Consider the following 14,299-nt stretch of genomic DNA (forward strand, 5'->3'; position numbering starts at 1 on the left):
AATCGGCGCGGACCCGCCATTCCACCAGCACCCGAACGGCGGCGGCACCTCGATGGGATTCGGATATCCGACAGTCGGCGACGTGCCGGTCGACCCGGTGGCCGCGCGCCGGGGCCGATCGTCGGCTCGTATCCTTGCCGGCGGATCGGTGACGTAACAGGGAGGTCGCGGTGAGCAACCGGAGCGAGACGCTGGAGTTCCAGGCCGAGGCCCGTCAGCTGCTGCAGCTGATGGTGCACTCGATCTATTCGAACAAGGACGTCTTCCTGCGCGAACTCGTCTCGAACGCCTCGGACGCGCTGGACAAGCTGCGCCTGGCGTCGATGGTCGACAAGGATCTCGACGCGGACGTGGACGACCTGCACATCGCCATCGACGTCGACCGGGAGGCGCGCACCCTGACCGTGCGGGACAACGGCATCGGTATGTCCCGCGAGGACGTGGTGTCGCTGATCGGCACGATCGCCAAGTCGGGCACCGCCGAGCTGCTGCGCAAGCTGCGCGAGTCGCAGGACGCGGGCGCGTCGCAGGAGCTGATCGGCCAGTTCGGGGTCGGTTTCTACGCCACCTTCATGGTGGCCGACCGGGTCGTCCTGCTGACCCGCCGGGCCGGGGAGTCCGGCGGCACCCGGTGGGAGTCCACCGGTGAGGGCACGTACACGGTCGAGGCGGTCGACGACGCGCCGCAGGGCACCTCCGTCACCGTGCACCTGAAGCCGGAGGACGCCGAGGACAACCTGCACGACTACGCCTCGGACTGGAAGATCCGGGAGATCGTCAAGCGTTACTCGGACTTCATCGCCTGGCCGATCCGGATGACGGTGGAACGACCGGGGGAGGACGGCGCGAGCACCACCGAGACGCAGACCCTCAACTCGATGAAGGCGCTGTGGGCGCGGCCGCGCAGCGAGGTCGACGAGGCCGAGTACCACGAGTTCTACAAGCACGTCAGCCATGACTGGGCGGACCCGCTGGAGACCATCCACATGCGGGGCGAGGGGACCTTCGAGTACGAGGCGCTGCTCTTCCTGCCCTCGCACGCCCCGCTGGACCTGTTCTCCCCGCAGGGGCGCCGGGGGGTGCAGCTCTACGTCAAGCGGGTCTTCATCATGGACGACTGCGAGGCGTTGATGCCCAACTACCTGCGCTTCGTCAAGGGTGTGGTGGACGCCCACGACCTGTCGCTGAACATCTCCCGGGAGATCCTTCAGCAGGACCGGCAGATCCGGGTGGTGCGCCGCCGGCTGGTCAAGAAGGTGCTGTCCACCGTCAAGGAGATGCGGGAGCGGGACGCCGACCGGTATCTGACGTTCTGGAAGGAGTTCGGCGCGGTCGTCAAGGAGGGTCTGGTCGACGACCCGGACAACCAGTCCGCGATCCTCGACGTCGTCTCGGTCGCTTCCAGCCACGACCCGGAGCAACTGACCACCCTCGCCGGCTATGTGGAGCGGATGAAGGACGGGCAGGGCGAGATCTACTACGCCACCGGCGAGTCCCGGGCCATGTTGGAGAACTCGCCGCACATGGAGGCGTTCCGGGCCAAGGGCTACGAGGTGCTGCTGCTCACCGACCCGGTGGACGAGGTGTGGGTGGAGCGGGTCGGCCAGGTCGACGGCCGGCAGTTGCGCTCGATCGCCAAGGGCCAGGTCGACCTGGACACCGACGAGGAGAAGGAGCGGCAGGAGGCCGACCGCAAGCAGTACGCCGACCTTCTCTCCTGGATGGGCAGCACGCTGCAGGACTCGGTCAAGGAGGTCCGCCTCTCCACCCGGCTGACCAGCTCGCCGGCCTGCGTGGTCGGCGACGCGCACGACATGACGCCGACGCTGGAGAAGATGTACCGGGCGATGGGCCACGAGGTGCCCCAGGTCAAGCGGATCCTGGAGCTCAACCCGGGGCACCCGCTGGTGTCCGGGCTGCGCGAGGCGTACGACGCCGACGGCGACCGGGCGCGGCTGACCGAGACCGCCGAGCTGCTCCACGGGCTGGCGCTGCTGGCCGAGGGTGGGGAGCTGGCCGACCCGTCCCGCTTCACCCGACTGCTGGCCGATCGGCTCGCCCGTACGCTCTGACGGCACGGTCCGGGTGGTCGGCGCGGCGCGCCTGCCGGCCACCCGGCGCCGGTCGTCCGGCCGGTCGTGATCGAATTCCGGGCAGTGCGTCGTGAAGCCGACAGCCCACTCTTGTTTTTGCGTCAACGATCCTGGTCACTGTTTCGCATTCGCCGGCGGCGGTTGGCCGCGCCATTTCGGCCCGGACTCGGGAAACGGTGGCCGGCGGCGTGACGAGAGGGCCTGGACGATGGATGATTTCGGCACCGAGTTGCGTCGGCGTCGGGAGGCGGCCGGGTTGTCGCTGACCGATCTGGCCCAGCGGGTGCGATACAGCAAATCGCATCTGAGCAAGATCGAGTCAGGCGCGAAGCGGCCCAGCGGCCCGCTGGCGCGCAGTTGCGACGTCGCGCTGGCCGCCGACGGCGCCCTGACGCGGCTCGTTCCCGGTCGGCCGGGCCCGCGGGCGTCCGCCCCGCCGCCCGCACAGGCGTGGACGGTGGCGGTGGACGGTACGGATGCGGCGGCGTTCACCCCCGCCGGCGTGTCGGCGTACCTCCTGGGCGGGCTCACCGGCGCCGGCCGCGGCGCCTCGTCCGGTGACCGCACGGGCGAGGCCGAGGCCGCGTTGCCGCTGGTGCGGGCCTGGTTCGACCAGCTGCGCCTGCTCGGCCAGACCAGCCGTCCCGCGGCGCTCGGCCCGCTGCTCGTCTCGACCACCGGCTTCCTGCGGGAGCTGGCCGAGGCGTCCCGCCCGCCGGCCCGGCAGCAGGCGTTGCGGCTGGCCGCCCGGATCGCCGAGTACACCGGCTGGATGGCGCAGGAGCGGGGCAACGACGCGGCGGCGGCGTGGTGGACCGACCACGCCGTCGAGCTGGCGGTGGCCGGCGGCAACGCCGAGCTGCGCGCGTACGCCCTGGTCCGGCGGGCCGAGCTCGCCCTGTACCGGGACGACGCGCTGGGTGCGGTGCAGCTGGCCCAGGAGGCCCGCGCGGCCCGCTGCGGCGCGCGGACCCGCGGCCTGGCCGCCCAGCGGGAGGCCCAGGGGTACGCCCTGATGGGCGACGAGGCCGGCTGCCGGCGGGCGTTGGCCGAGGCGGCCGACCTGCTGGCCCAGTCCGCCGGTGACGACGACGAGCCGGCGCTGGGCAGCACCAGCGCGCCCGACCCGATGCGCTTCGCCACCGCCTGGAGCCTGCACGACCTGGGCCGGCTCGACGAGTCGGCGGAGATCCTCGACGCCGAACTGGACCTGCTGCCGCCCACCGCGCGGCGGGCCCGGGCCCGGTACGCGGCCCGGCTGGCGCTGGCCCTGGCCGGGCAGCGGCAGCTGGAGCGGGCCGCCGCCGTGGTCGGCCCGGCGTTGGAGACGGTGCGGTCGGTGGACTCCGCCACCGCCCGCTACGACCTGCGCCAGCTGAACCGGGTGGTGCGGCGGTGGCGCGACGACGAGGCCGTGCGGCGGCTGATGCCGGCGCTGACGAGCGCCCTGCGGGTGGCGCCCGCGCGCTGAGCCGGCGGACGTCACCGTCCGGCCGGCCGTTCTCGCGATGTGCTGATTTTTGTCGCTCCGCCCGCCGTGACCGGGGGACGGGCTATCCTGCCAGCGACGGGCGTTTTCCGCCGGTACCTCGCAAGAACGCGAGCCCGAATCGGCTCACGTTTCTTATTGTCATTACCGGACTGGCGGTAACGCGTCTGTAAGGGCGGGAGCTGTCAGATGACAGGAATCTTTGTCAATTATCGGACGCACGACGCGATGTTCGGCGCCGACCTCATCGACGAGCGGCTGCGCGCCGAGTTCGGGGCCCGGCACGTCTTCCGGGACCACCGGTCGGTACGCCCCGGCACCGCCTTCCCGCCCGAGTTGTGGACCCGACTCCAGGGCAGCCACGTGCTGCTGGCGTTGATCGGCCCGTACTGGCTCAGCGTGCGCGACGACCAGGGCCGGCGCCGGCTGGACGACCCCCGCGACTACGTGCGCCGGGAGATCCGCCGGGCGCTGCGCTGGGAGATCCCGGTGGTTCCCGTGCTGCTCGGGGACACCCCGCTGCCCGACCCGCCGGCGCTGCCGGAGGACATCCGTGGGCTGTGCGAGCGGGTCGGGCTGCGGGTGCGCAGCCACTCCGCCGGCCCGGACCTGGATGCCCTGGTCACCGAGGTGTCCACCCTGCTGCCGGCCGACTTCGCCGTACGGCGGTCCCCGCAGGTGCCGGCGGCGGTGCTACGCAGCGCCGCCCACCCCGCCCCCTGACCGCCCGCTACCCCCCAACCCCTCCGCCCCGCCTCCGCCCCGCCTCGCCCGGCGGGGTGGCGGCAGTTTCGGGGAAGGTGCTGCCTCGCCGGCTCGTGAGGCAGCACTTTCCCCGAACTTGCTGCCTCGCCCGGGGGCAGCGCGCGGGCGTCGCGCGATGGGGTTGTCGATTACGGACGGTGACTGTGTGGGTGGCTGGGCGGCCGGGGGAGGGTGGCGTGGGCGTGCGGCGCGCCGCCGGGTGCTGCGGTCGCGGGAACGTGTCGGTGCGGGGAAAAGGGGCGCCGGGCACTGCGGCAAGTGGACGGGTCGGATGGCGATCGGCTTCCGGGCGTGGCGGCGTTTGCCCAGTTCAGAGCGAGTTCTGTCCATCCATGAAGGACGTCGGGGGTGCGACATGATCCCTCCTTTTCGCACGTCCGCAAGCGGGGAGGCGCCCGGTCGCCCTTACGGGTGAAGAACTTCACAAGAAGTGGGCAATCGGCACCAACCGTTCCTAACGTCGGATGGGTCCGCTCTTCGCGGACACCACGGTCGGTAACGCCTAATCCTGCCGCCGGCCGTCGGTACCTGGACCTCAGGCATGGAGCGGGGGACCCAACGTTCTCCGGTGCACGGCACCTCGGGGTGAAGCCGCCTGTGGCGGCCGGGCTCCTCGGCCCGAACCCGACAGCTCACCTCGTCGGCGTGGAGGAAACGACAGATGGCAACTGAATACCAGGCCCGTCACCGTCGGGCCAGCACGCGTCAGGTCACCGGCCGGGTCGCCGTCGGGGCGCTCGCCGCGGGAGCGGTCACCGGCGCCATGGCGCTGTTCGGCCCGGCCACCGCGGCGCAGGCCGCCAGCGTCAACTGGGACGCGATCGCCCAGTGCGAGTCCGGCGGTAACTGGAAGATCAATACCGGGAACGGCTACTACGGTGGCCTGCAGTTCTCCCGGAGCACCTGGAACGGCTACGGCGGTCAGAAGTACGCGGCCCGGGCCGACCTGGCCAGCCGCGGCGAGCAGATCGCCATCGCCGAGAAGGTGCTGAAGGGTCAGGGCATCGGCGCCTGGCCGACGTGCGGCAAGAAGGGTGGCTCGACGAAGAGCTACTCGGCGAAGTCCGACAACCGTTCCGAGACCAAGTCGGAGCGCAAGTCGACGCAGAAGTCCGAGCGCAAGTCCACGCACCACACCGAGCAGAAGTCCTCGCGTCAGGACCGCGGCGAGCAGCGCGCCTCGCGCGGCACCGAGCGGCGTCAGGCGCCGGACCGGTCCACCTCGACCGGCGGCAACTACGTGGTCAAGTCGGGCGACACCCTGTCGCAGATCGCCACGGCCCGCGACCTGGCGGGCGGCTGGCAGGCGCTGTACGAGCGCAACAAGCGCGTCATCGGCGGCAGCCCGGACCTGATCTTCCCGGGGCAGCGGCTCAGCCTCTGACCCCGTCGGCTCGGCCCGGCTCCCCGGTTCGGGGGGCCGGGCCGGCCTCGCGTACGGCCCGAGGGCCGTGCGGGGCGCGCACCACGACGAACGCCCGGCCGGGATTCCCGGCCGGGCGTTCGTCGTTAGCTGGTGTTCAGGCGTAGACGTGCACCGGCAGGCCGACCTTGATCGTGCCCCAGAGCCGGTTCATCGCCGGCACCGTCACCCGCACGCAGCCGTGGCTGGCCGGGTAGGCCGGCACCGAGGTGGCGCCGTGGATGGCGTAGCCCCGGTAGAAGTAGTTCGGCCGCCACAGCAACCCGAGGTCGCTCTGCCGCCACCCGTCGATCCGGCGGGTGATCTTGTAGTTGCCCCGCACGGTCGGGGTGCTGGCCTTGCCGCTGGAGGCGTCCAGGATCCGGATCACCTGGCCGTTGCGGGCCAGGTACAGCACCTGCTTGGACAGGTTGGCCTCCAGCGAGAGGCCGGAGTGCTTGTACCGCGGCTTCGGGACCACCGGCTTGCTCAGCGCCGCCCAGGTCTTGGGCCCGACGACGCCGTCGCGCCCAAGGCCGTTGACCTTCTGGAAGGCGACCACCGCGTGGAACGTCGACGGCCCGAAGTCACCGTCGACCGCGCCGACGTCGTAGTGCAGCGCCACCAGCCGGCGTTGCAGGTTGGTCACCGCGGTGCCGCGCGCGCCCTGCTTGAGGGTGGGCTGCGCCAGCGCCTGGGTGGCGGTGGCGTTCATCGTCGTGACGACACCGGTGGTGACCGGCGCGGTCAGCTGCCGGGCGGCCGGCGACTGCTCGCGGGGGGCCGCCTGGGCGGCGCCGATCGGCACGAACATGCTCCCGGCGACCGCGAGCGCGACCAGCGCTGCGGCCCGGCGGGAGCGGGTGGTGGGGGGCGACATGTCGATCTCCTTATCCCCGTGGTGGACACACCCGGACGACGGTCGTCCGGGATGATCGGAGCCCGGTTTCAACCGTAGTCCGGCGGGGCAAAACCGTGGGGTCCACTCTCGAACCGATATCGTGGATCTGTCCGACTTCGGTCGGACGTTCTCGGGCGAACCGGCCGCCGGGAGGAGGAGCCGCCATGTCCGCGAGACCGTCCCAGGACGCGCTCACCGTGCGCCGGCTGCGGCTGGGCGTCGGCGTGCTCGGCATCGCCCTGCCGTTCCTGGTGATCGCCGGCGACGCCGTACGGGCCGGGCGGCTGGTGCTGCTCGACTCGATCAGCGCCTATTACCACACCGACGGGCGGGACGTCTTCGTCGGCAGCATGTGCGCCATCGGCGTCTTCCTCATCTGCTACCGCTACGCCCGGATCGACGACGTGCTGAGCACCGTCGCCGGGGCGCTGTCCATCGTGGTGGCGCTGCTGCCCGCCGCCACCGCCGGCGCGGACGGCACCGACCGGCTGATCGGCCGGCTGCACCAGCTCGCCGCCGCCGCGTTGTTCCTGCTGCTGGCCGCGTTCTGCTTCCTGTTCGCCCACACCGGTCCGAGCCGGCCCCGGGTGACCGCCGAGAAGCCGGGCCGCGACCCGCTCTACCGGGGCTGCGGCGTCGTCATCCTCGTCGCCGTCGCGCTGGCACTGGCCAGCAACGCCCTGCCGCCCGCGACCCAGGACGCGGTGCGCCCGCTGCTGTGGTGCGAGATCGTCGCCGTGCTCGCCTTCGGCGTCGCCTGGCTGGCGAAGGGACAGGCGATCATCGCCGACACCGGCGGCGTCGTGGCTCCGGACACCGGGCCGACCGAGCGGGTCCCCGCCGAGGAGCACCCGGTGCCGTGACCGGCCGGGCGGCCCGGCCACGGCACCGTACCCGCGGTGCTCAGCCGGCGACCTCGGCGAGGTAGCGTTCGGCCCGGTCGGGGGACATGAACCAGTCGTCGAAGTCGGTCGGGTCGCTGAACCCGTTGGCGAACCGGCGGGCGATCGCCGGGTTGCCGGCCGCCGCGCCCAGCACCTGCTGCACGTGCGGCGGCAGCGGTTGCAGCATCGCGTTGGTCCAGGCGGTGACCGCCCGGCCGGTGTCGAACCAGAACCGTTCGAAGGTGCGGGTCATCCACTCCCGGTCGAACGGCCGGTCGCCCTGCTCCAGGATCGACCGCAGGTAGGCCGCGGCGCACTTGGCGGCGGTGTTGCTGCCCTGGCCGGTGACGGGGTCGTTGGCGACCACCACGTCGGCCATGCCGAGCACCGCGCCGCCCGACGGCAGTTCCGCCACCGGCAGCCGCACCGTCGGCGTGTACCGGCCGGACAGGGTCGCCCGGGCGTCGGTGAGTTCCACCTCCCGGCACCGTTCGTGGATCCACGGCGTGTAGCGGCGGGCCAGGGCGAGGGGGGGCTTGAGGGGGTCGGCCGGGTCGAGCCGGTCCCGCCACAGGTCCAGCGGGCCGTCCGGCACCGCCTCCCAGAACAGGATGTCGCACGGCCCGGACAGGGTCAGCGCGGGAATGACGAACAGCTCGCCCAGCCCGGGTACGGCGTTGAAGCTGACGTGCGGCACCGGCAGCAGCGGATCCGGCGCCATCCCGTGCACGTACGCCACGGCCAGCCCTCGCTGCGGCGCGGTGTGCACCGACCGCTGCGGGTCCCGGTCGAAGACGCCCACCAGGTCGCCCTTGCCGGCCGCGACGATGGTCAGGTCGTAGCGGCCGAGTCGGGTCAGCCCGTCCAGGTCGGCGGTGGTCACCCCCTGGTAGTGGACGGTGCCGCCGCGTTCCTCGAACAGCTCCAGCCAGGCCGCCATCTTCAGCCGCTGGTCGGTGCTCTGCGCCGGCTCGTCCAGCGGGCAGGGGATGCGCAGGGCGCGTTCGCCGGGCGGGGCGGACAGCGACACGTGCAGCCCGTGGATGTCCGGCGCCTGGTCCTGCCACAGGTCGAGCCCGTATCGCCGTTCGGTGCGCAGGGCCTCGGCGAACATCGCCTGGGTGCTCATCACCCAGCCGCGCCGGATCTCGTCCGGGGTGCGGGCCGACATGATGGTCACCTGGTAGCCCTCGGCGAGCAGGCTCAACCCGAGTTGCAGGCCGGACTGCCCGGCGCCGACGATCAGGACTCTACGCATGTTGCCTCCACTGGTGGGACTGTCGCGGGTCGGACGCGAGTGCGGCGCGGCCGCCGGTGCGGGCCATGGTGTGCTCGACGGCCACCAGCAGCGCCCGGGCCACCGACGCCGGGTCGCGGGCGTCGCAGGCGGTCAGCGGGACGTCCGCGGACAGCGCGAGCGCCGCGCGGACGTCGTCCAGCGGGTGGGTGAGCACCCCGTCGAAGAGGTTCACGCAGACCACGAACGGCAGGTCGATGTCGTGCTCGAAGTAGTTGACCGCCGGGAAGGAACCCTCCAGGTGCCGGGTGTCGGCCAGCACCAGCGCGCCGACCGCACCCCGGCACAGGTCGTCCCACATCGGCCAGAACCGCGGCTGGCCGGGCGTGCCGAACAGGTACAGCACCAGGTCCTGGTCGATGGTCAGCCGGCCGAAGTCCATCGCCACCGTGGTCGTGGTCTTGTCGATGCCCGGGTCCAGCCGGTCCACCGGCTCGCTCGCCGCGGTCATCCACGCCTCGGTGTTGATCGGCGGGATCTCCGAGATCGACCGGACACATGTCGTCTTGCCGACCCCGAAGCCGCCGGCGATGACGACCTTCGCCGAGGTCAGCAGCGGATTGTCAGACAAGCTGCCGGAGGCCATCGCGCAGTCTCTCCAGGAGGCGGTAGTCGAACGGGGAGGCGTACTGGTCGGAGTGGACCCGCAGCCGGTCGGTGGCGGCGAGATCGTCGACGACCACCCGGGTGACGCCGAGCGACATGCCGCAGACCGCCGACAGCTCGGCCACCGAACGGGTCCGGCGGGCCTGCTCATACAGGAAGCGGGTCTCCGGCAGCAGGCCGGAGGCGAAGACCGCGTCGTAGTAGGGCACCGAGACCAGCGTGTGCACCAGCAGGTGCTGCCGGGTCCGGGTGCGGCCGCCGGTCAGGACGTACGGCCGCACCTTCCAGTACGTGGGCACGGGCAGGCTCCTCGGGTGGCGGGGTCAGTAGACCGACTGGCCGGCGGCGAAGCCGAACCCGCCGCGTACCGGCGGGGTGAGGGCGTGCCGGACGGCGGTCACGAACTGCGTCATGTGGTACGACACGATCCGCAGGTCGCAGCCGGCCGCGGCGGCGACCGCCAGGCCCGCGGCGTCGCTGACCCGCATGAACAGCAGGTGCCCCCGGGGCAGCCGGACGGTCAGGTACTCGGATTGGCCCAGGTCGAGCAGGTCGGCGCTGCGGTCGGCCATGCTGAGCAGGCCGGCGGTCAACGCGGCGAGCTGGTCGCCCAGGTCGCGGGGCACCTGCCGGGACGCGGCGAGCTGGAGGCCGTCCAGCGAGACGACCAGCGCGTGGGTGACGCCCGGCACGTCGTCGGCGAACTGGCGGACCAGCCAGCCGCAGTCGGGGCGTCCGTGGTCGAGGGGAGTGGTCACGGGCGGGGTCCTTCGTCGGTGGTGGCTGGTCGGGCGTCGGTGATGCCGGCGGCGAACGCGGCGGTCTCGTCCGGCCACGCCGCGCGCTCGGCGGCGATCTCGGGCTCGGGCCGGGCGGCGCGGGGCGCGGCCGGAGCGGCGTCGGCGCGTACGCTCTCGGGCACCCGGCGGGGCAGCCCGCCGCGGGTGGTGCCGTGGCCATCGGGCGCGAGGGCCGCCGGGCCGGGCTGTGCGGCGGCCGGGGCGGTGGTGACCCCTGCCCCGGCCGGAGGGACGAACTGCGACCGGGCGTCCGGACCGGCGACGGTGGCGATCTCGACGGTGGGGGATCGCCTGGTGTCCTGCGTTGGCGCTTGCGTACCCCACTGGTGGGCCGGGCCGTCCATGGCGGGTCGCGACGGTGGCCAGGCCGACGGCGGGCCGGCGGCCGGCGGTGCGGTCGGGCTGATCTCGCACAGCAGGTGCGCGGGCACGAGCACGGTCGCCGTGGTGCCTCCGGTGGCTCTGTTGGTCAGCGTGACCCGCAGCCGGTGCACGAGAGCCAGGTGGGACGCCACGGCGAGGCCGAGGTGGTTGGCGGCGTTCGACAGTGCCGCCGGGGGTGGGCTGCCGGCGAGCATCGCGTTGAGGCCCGGCAACTGGTCGGGCCCGATGCCGATGCCGAGGTCCTCGACCCGCAGCAGCACGCCGCCGTCCTCGGTGACGTAGCCGGAGACGGTCACGCTGGAGGTGGGCGGTGAGAAGCGGGTGGCGTTGTCCAGCAGTTCGGTCAGCACCCGGATCACGTCGTCGGCGGCGAACTCCACGACGCCGAGGTCGACGACGTGCCCCACCCGGATCCGCGGGTAGTGCTCGACGGCCGAGGTGGCGGCCCGGATCACGTCCACCACGGCGACGGTCTGCCGGTCCGCGTCCTCGACGCGGCGGCCCAGCAGAACCTGCAGATTCTCCGCGTGCCGGCGGATCCGGGTGTTGGCGTGGTCGACGCGGTAGAGCCGCTCCAGCCGGTCCGGGTCCTGCTCGTCGGCCTCGACCGCCGCCAGATGGCTGCCCATCTGATAGGCGGAGGCGAGGATGCGCAGCGCGAACTGCTCACAGATCGCCGGCCACAGGTTGACCGCCGGGTCGTCCTGCCGGGTCGGCGGCGGTGCCTCGGCGGCGGCGACCTCCCACCGCGCGACCGTCGGATCCAGCCAGCGGGCCACCCGCTGCCGCCAGCCGGGCGACCGGACGGCGAGACTACTGGACATAGCGTGTCGTTTCACGAAACAGCCGATCTATCGGTAATCGTGGCTTCTAACACGGAGCAGGAGTCAATCACCGTTCTGTCGACATTGCAATGGTTCAAGGTCAACTTGCGGGGATTTTCACTCCCCGTCCCCGACCCGAGCCCGCCCGCCACACAGGTGCATCGCGCCGGCCGGCCGAAACGCAACAACCCGCCCCGGACGCCGCGCGCCGGATCCCGGACGCGACCATGGGGCATGGACTCCGACGTACGGCACTACCTCGACGACCTCGTCGGCGCGGCCCGGGACGTCCTCGGCGACGACCTCGTCGGGGCGTACGCGGCCGGCTCGGTCGGCCTCGACGCGTACCAGCCGGGGCGCAGCGACGTCGACGTCGCGCTGGTCTGCGCGCGGTCGCTGACCGACGCCGAGAAGCGGGCGCTGGTCGGCCGGCTGCGGCACGAGGCGCTGCCCTGTCCCGCGCGCGGGCTGGAACTCGTCGTCTACCGCCGCGACGTCGCCCGGTCCGGCACCGCCGAGCCCGGTTTCGAGCTGGAACTGAACACCGGGGCCACGATGCCCTTCCGGCAGACCCTCGCCGCCGCGGACCGCCCCGTCGAGGACGGCCTGTTCTGGTACGGCCTCGACCGCAGCATCCTGCACGCGGCCGGGCGTACCCTCGCCGGGCCGCCGGCCGCGGACGCCTTCGCCGACCTCGCCCCCGGCGACCTGCGCCGCCTGCTGGTCGACGCGCTCACCTGGTGGCTGGCCCGGCCGACCCCGCCGGGTGACGCGCCGGCCCCCGGCGCGGAGGACGCGGTCCTCGGCGCCTGCCGCTCGCTGGTCCGGGTGCGCGACGGGGTCTGGCTGTCCAAGGTGGCCGCCGGCCGCCGGCTCGCCGGCCGCGGCCACGCCGTCGATCTGATCGGCCGGGCCATCGCCGCCCGCACCGGCGGGACGCCACCGACCGGCCCGGCGGCGCGCGCCTTCCAGCGCCAGGTCCGGGCCGAGATCGCCGAGGCGTCGGGCGGCTGACGCCACCCCGCGCGCGTCACTCCGCGGTCCACGCCCGGAGCTTCTCCGGGTTGCGGACCGCCCAGAGGTGTCTGATCCGGTCGCCCGCCACGTCGAACGCGATCACCGTCACGGTCACGCCGTCCAGCCGGGCCACCAGACCGGGCCGACCGTTCACCGTACGCTCCAGGATCGTCAGCCCGGGTGCCCGGCCGGCGACGTCGACGAACACCTGGGCCACCGGCCCGCCGCCGGTGATCGGGCCAGGTTCGGCGGCGACCAGGCCGCCGCCGTCGCCGACCGCCGTGACGCCGGGGTCGAGCAGAGCGACCAGGGCGGCGACGTCCCGGGCCGCCCAGGCCCGTCTGAAGTCCCGGACGATCTCGGCCTGCCGGCTGACCGGGGTGGCGGAGGCGCGTGGGTCGCGAAGGCGGCGCCGGGCCGACGAGGCGAGCTGACGACAGGCTGCCGGGGTGCGACCGACGATCTCCGCCACCTCCGGGAACGAGTAGCGGAACACGTCGTGCAGGATGAACGCGACGCGCTCGGCCGGGGTCATCGACTCCAGGACGACGAGGAAGGCCATGTGGACCGACTCGTCGAGGGTCACCCGGTCGGCCGGGTCGCCGGCCCGGTCGCCCGGCCGCCCGCCGGGCCACTCCGCGCGTTCCGGCAACGGCTCCGGCAGCCACGCGCCCAGGTAGCGTTCCCGTCGTTTCCGCGCCGAGCCGAGCAGGTCGAGGCAGATCCGACTGGCGACCGTGGTCAGCCACGCCCCGGGTGACTCGATGGCCGCCCGCCGGGGCGCCGGCATGGCGTACCAACGGGCGTACGTCTCCTGGACGACGTCCTCGGCGTCGGCCAGCGAGCCGAGGAGCCGATAGGCCAGATCGGTCAGGCGCCGCCGCTCACCCAGGACCACGGCGAGACCCGGATCGGGCTGGGCGGGGGTGGTCCCGGATCGGGTGGTCATCCGCTCGCCGCCTTCCTCGGTCGCGTCCGTCGTCCCCAGTTCGACGAAACACCACCCCTGACTGTGAGGCGGGCGGGCCGCCTGACACTCGCCGGTGCCCGGTCGTCGTACTGCTGAGCCAACCGGTCGGCGGCACCGAACGGCACCTGGGAGAGGCGAGGACTTCGACAATGACAGCAGTACACGTCGCGATCATCTACTACAGCTCCACCGGCACCGTGCACACGCTGGCGCGGGCCGCGGTCGAGGGCGCGGAGCAGGCCGGGGCGCGGGTGCGCCTGCGCAGGGTCGCCGAGACGGCCCCGCCGGACGCGGTCAACGCCAGGCCGGAGTGGGCCCGGCACCTCCAGGACACCGCCGATGTCGTCGAGGCGGCGCTGGACGACCTGGAGTGGGCCGATGCCGTGCTGTTCGGCACGCCCACCCGCTTCGGCAACCCGGCCAGCCAGCTCCGGGCGTTCATCGACACCACCGGTCCCCTGTGGTTCCAGGGCAGGCTCGCCGACAAGGTCTACTCGGCCTTCGCCGCGTCCAACACCGCGCACGGCGGGCAGGAGTCCACCATCCTGGCGTTGGGGAACACCTTCCACCACTGGGGCGGCATCATCGTGCCGCCCGGCTACACCGACCCGGTGCAGTTCCGGACCGGCAACCCCTACGGCACCTCCCACGTGACCGCCGACGGACCGCCCGGCGCGGCGATCCTGGAAGCGGCCCGTCACCAGGCCCGACGCGTGGTCGGCACCGCGGCGGCGCTCAAGGCCGGCCGCGCCGCCTGACCCGCCGGGCCGTGGCCGGACCGCCGGCGCTCCGGGAGGCCGGCTGGTCGGGGCGACGCGAGCCGGGCCGCGCGCTGGTTAGGCTGACGCGCATGCCCGCCGGATCCTC

General features: G+C 73.0%; 14 protein-coding genes and 1 riboswitch. Of the genes, 7 read left to right on the top strand and 7 right to left on the bottom strand.

Annotated features, from left to right (window positions below):
• Positions 1 to 170: 170 nt before the first annotated feature.
• The 4 genes from htpG (at position 171) to K7640_RS20520 (ending at position 5,731) form a co-directional block, all read left to right on the top strand.
• Positions 171 to 2,072, top strand: a complete 1,902-nt coding sequence (gene htpG / locus K7640_RS20505; RefSeq protein WP_222956487.1) for a molecular chaperone HtpG — start codon at positions 171 to 173, stop codon at positions 2,070 to 2,072.
• Between the two features lie 229 nt (positions 2,073 to 2,301).
• The gene (locus K7640_RS20510) at positions 2,302 to 3,564 is read left to right on the top strand and encodes a helix-turn-helix transcriptional regulator (protein ID WP_222956488.1); all 1,263 of its coding nucleotides are present in this window, start codon (positions 2,302 to 2,304) and stop codon (positions 3,562 to 3,564) included.
• A gap of 207 nt (positions 3,565 to 3,771) precedes the next feature.
• Positions 3,772 to 4,305, top strand: a complete 534-nt coding sequence (locus tag K7640_RS20515) for a toll/interleukin-1 receptor domain-containing protein (protein ID WP_222956489.1) — start codon at positions 3,772 to 3,774, stop codon at positions 4,303 to 4,305.
• Between the two features lie 531 nt (positions 4,306 to 4,836).
• A riboswitch (cyclic di-AMP (ydaO/yuaA leader) is annotated at positions 4,837 to 5,008 on the top strand.
• Positions 5,009 to 5,731 (top strand): transglycosylase family protein, encoded by a 723-nt coding sequence (locus K7640_RS20520; protein WP_222956490.1) that lies wholly within the window; start codon positions 5,009 to 5,011, stop codon positions 5,729 to 5,731.
• Between the two features lie 136 nt (positions 5,732 to 5,867).
• Here the strand turns inward: K7640_RS20520 and K7640_RS20525 are convergent, their stop codons facing one another.
• Positions 5,868 to 6,629: a L,D-transpeptidase family protein gene (locus K7640_RS20525; protein ID WP_222956491.1), complete on the bottom strand. Its 762-nt coding sequence runs from the start codon at positions 6,627 to 6,629 to the stop codon at positions 5,868 to 5,870.
• Between the two features lie 185 nt (positions 6,630 to 6,814).
• Here K7640_RS20525 and K7640_RS20530 point away from each other — a divergent pair, with 185 nt between their 5' ends.
• Positions 6,815 to 7,513 carry a hypothetical protein gene (locus K7640_RS20530; RefSeq protein WP_222956492.1) on the top strand — a complete coding sequence of 233 codons (699 nt, stop codon included), beginning with the start codon at positions 6,815 to 6,817 and terminating at the stop codon, positions 7,511 to 7,513.
• A gap of 40 nt (positions 7,514 to 7,553) precedes the next feature.
• Here the strand turns inward: K7640_RS20530 and K7640_RS20535 are convergent, their stop codons facing one another.
• From K7640_RS20535 to K7640_RS20555, 5 genes are read right to left on the bottom strand one after another with little or no spacing between them, the layout of a single operon-like run.
• Entirely contained in the window at positions 7,554 to 8,792 is a 1,239-nt protein-coding gene (locus tag K7640_RS20535) for a styrene monooxygenase/indole monooxygenase family protein (RefSeq protein ID WP_222956493.1), read from the bottom strand.
• On the bottom strand, positions 8,785 to 9,417 hold the full coding sequence (locus tag K7640_RS20540) for an ATP/GTP-binding protein (protein ID WP_222956494.1): 633 nt from the start codon (positions 9,415 to 9,417) through the stop codon (positions 8,785 to 8,787). Before K7640_RS20540 ends, K7640_RS20535 begins: the two co-directional genes overlap by 8 nt.
• A complete protein-coding gene (locus tag K7640_RS20545; RefSeq protein ID WP_222956495.1) occupies positions 9,395 to 9,736 on the bottom strand; it encodes a DUF742 domain-containing protein in 342 nt (113 codons plus the stop codon). Before K7640_RS20545 ends, K7640_RS20540 begins: the two co-directional genes overlap by 23 nt.
• 24 nt (positions 9,737 to 9,760) lie before the next feature.
• Entirely contained in the window at positions 9,761 to 10,195 is a 435-nt protein-coding gene (locus tag K7640_RS20550; protein ID WP_222956496.1) for a roadblock/LC7 domain-containing protein, read from the bottom strand.
• Complete coding sequence (locus K7640_RS20555) at positions 10,192 to 11,445, bottom strand: sensor histidine kinase KdpD (protein ID WP_222956497.1); 1,254 nt, start codon at positions 11,443 to 11,445, stop codon at positions 10,192 to 10,194. The genes K7640_RS20550 and K7640_RS20555 overlap by 4 nt, the downstream gene beginning before the upstream one ends.
• 234 nt (positions 11,446 to 11,679) lie before the next feature.
• Between K7640_RS20555 and K7640_RS20560 the strand changes: the two genes are divergently transcribed.
• A complete protein-coding gene (locus K7640_RS20560) occupies positions 11,680 to 12,459 on the top strand; it encodes a nucleotidyltransferase domain-containing protein (RefSeq protein WP_222956498.1) in 780 nt (259 codons plus the stop codon).
• Positions 12,460 to 12,475: 16 nt separating this feature from the next.
• Here the strand turns inward: K7640_RS20560 and sigJ are convergent, their stop codons facing one another.
• Positions 12,476 to 13,411: an RNA polymerase sigma factor SigJ gene (gene sigJ / locus K7640_RS20565; protein ID WP_255609579.1), complete on the bottom strand. Its 936-nt coding sequence runs from the start codon at positions 13,409 to 13,411 to the stop codon at positions 12,476 to 12,478.
• 170 nt (positions 13,412 to 13,581) lie between these two features.
• Between sigJ and wrbA the strand changes: the two genes are divergently transcribed.
• Positions 13,582 to 14,190: an NAD(P)H:quinone oxidoreductase gene (gene wrbA, locus K7640_RS20570; protein ID WP_222956499.1), complete on the top strand. Its 609-nt coding sequence runs from the start codon at positions 13,582 to 13,584 to the stop codon at positions 14,188 to 14,190.
• The last annotated feature ends 109 nt before the right edge of the window (positions 14,191 to 14,299 follow it).

The organism is Micromonospora sp. PLK6-60 (assembly GCF_019890675.1).
In the GTDB taxonomy this organism is placed as follows: domain Bacteria; phylum Actinomycetota; class Actinomycetes; order Mycobacteriales; family Micromonosporaceae; genus Micromonospora.